The 1,239-nt window shown below is 53.0% G+C and carries 1 protein-coding gene; it reads left to right on the top strand.

The window, feature by feature from the left end:
- Positions 1–67 precede the first annotated feature (67 nt).
- Positions 68–1,230 (top strand): IS3 family transposase gene (locus tag IE061_RS17880; RefSeq protein ID WP_193462211.1). Its coding sequence is split into 2 segments (ribosomal slippage): positions 68–323 and positions 323–1,230, totalling 1,164 coding nucleotides; the frame shifts between segments, so codons are not numbered across the junction.
- Positions 1,231–1,239: the final 9 nt, after the last annotated feature.

Raw genomic sequence — 1,239 nt, 5'->3', positions numbered from 1 at the left:
TGTAGTGGTTCAATAAAACCGGGCACCAACGTAGGTGGTAATATTGCCACCAGAAGCGAGGTGTCTGATGACCAAGAAACGACGTACTTTTTCTCCTGAATTCAAGCAGGAAGCAGCCTGCCTGGTGTTGGATCAAGGCTACACCACTCTCGAAGCATGCCGGTCGCTCGGTGTGGGTGAGACAGCTCTACGACGCTGGGTACAACAGCTGAAAGATGAACGTGAGGGCATCACCCCAAAGGGCAAAGCCTTAACCTCCGAGCAGCGCCGGATTCAGGAACTGGAAGCCCGTTGCAAACGGCTTGAGATGGAGAAAGAGATACTAAAAAAGGCTACCGCTCTCTTGATGTCGGACGACATGAATCGTACGCGCTGATAGACCAGTTGAGTGAGCAAATGCCTGTTGAAATGGTCTGTAACGCGTTTGATATTAGCCGCTCCAGTTACTACGAGTACCGCCAGCGGCGGCACCGTGTGGATGTTGAGCGTCTGGCCTTAAAAGCTCAGGTAAGCCGCCTTTTCAAAAAGAGTCGCCGCTCAGCGGGCAGCCGCTCAATCAAGGGGCTGCTCAGCGAAGAAGGCGTCACCATCGGCCGTTTCAAGGTTCGGCGTTTGATGAGCGAAATGGGGTTGATCTGCAAGCAGCCGGGCCCTCATGCCTACAAGCAGGCGACTGTTGAGCGACCGGATATTGCGAATCATCTTGGTCGCAAATTTACACCAGACCAGCCCAATCAGGTCTGGTGTGGTGACATCACTTATATCTGGAGTGGCCAGCATTGGAGCTATCTGGCCGTTGTGTTGGATCTTTATGCTCGTCGTGTTGTTGGCTGGGCCATGTCGTCCAGCCCGGATGCAGATCTTGTTGTGAAAGCACTGGATCACGCTTGGGAACAACGTGGTCAGCCCAAGCGCGTCATGTTCCATTCCGATCAGGGTAGTCAATATGCAAGCCGTAAGTTCCGCCAAAGACTTTGGCGCTATCGAATGAAACAAAGCATGAGCCGACGTGGCAACTGCTGGGACAACTCGCCGATGGAAAGGCTGTTCCGGAGCCTGAAATCAGAGTGGATACCGGCATGGGGATATCGAAATCTACCTGAGGCCAGGAAAGACGTTAGTAGCTATCTGATGGGGTACTACAACCAGCAGCGCCCTCACTCGTTTAACGACGGCCTGCCTCCCGTGGTGGCTGAGGAAAACCTTAAATTACTGTCCGGAATTAGTTGACCACTACAT

This window comes from Vreelandella hamiltonii (assembly GCF_014651795.1).
Lineage (GTDB): Bacteria > Pseudomonadota > Gammaproteobacteria > Pseudomonadales > Halomonadaceae > Vreelandella > Vreelandella hamiltonii.
Note: the sequence above shows the minus strand (reverse complement) of the source record. Positions and strands in the feature narration are given on the sequence as shown.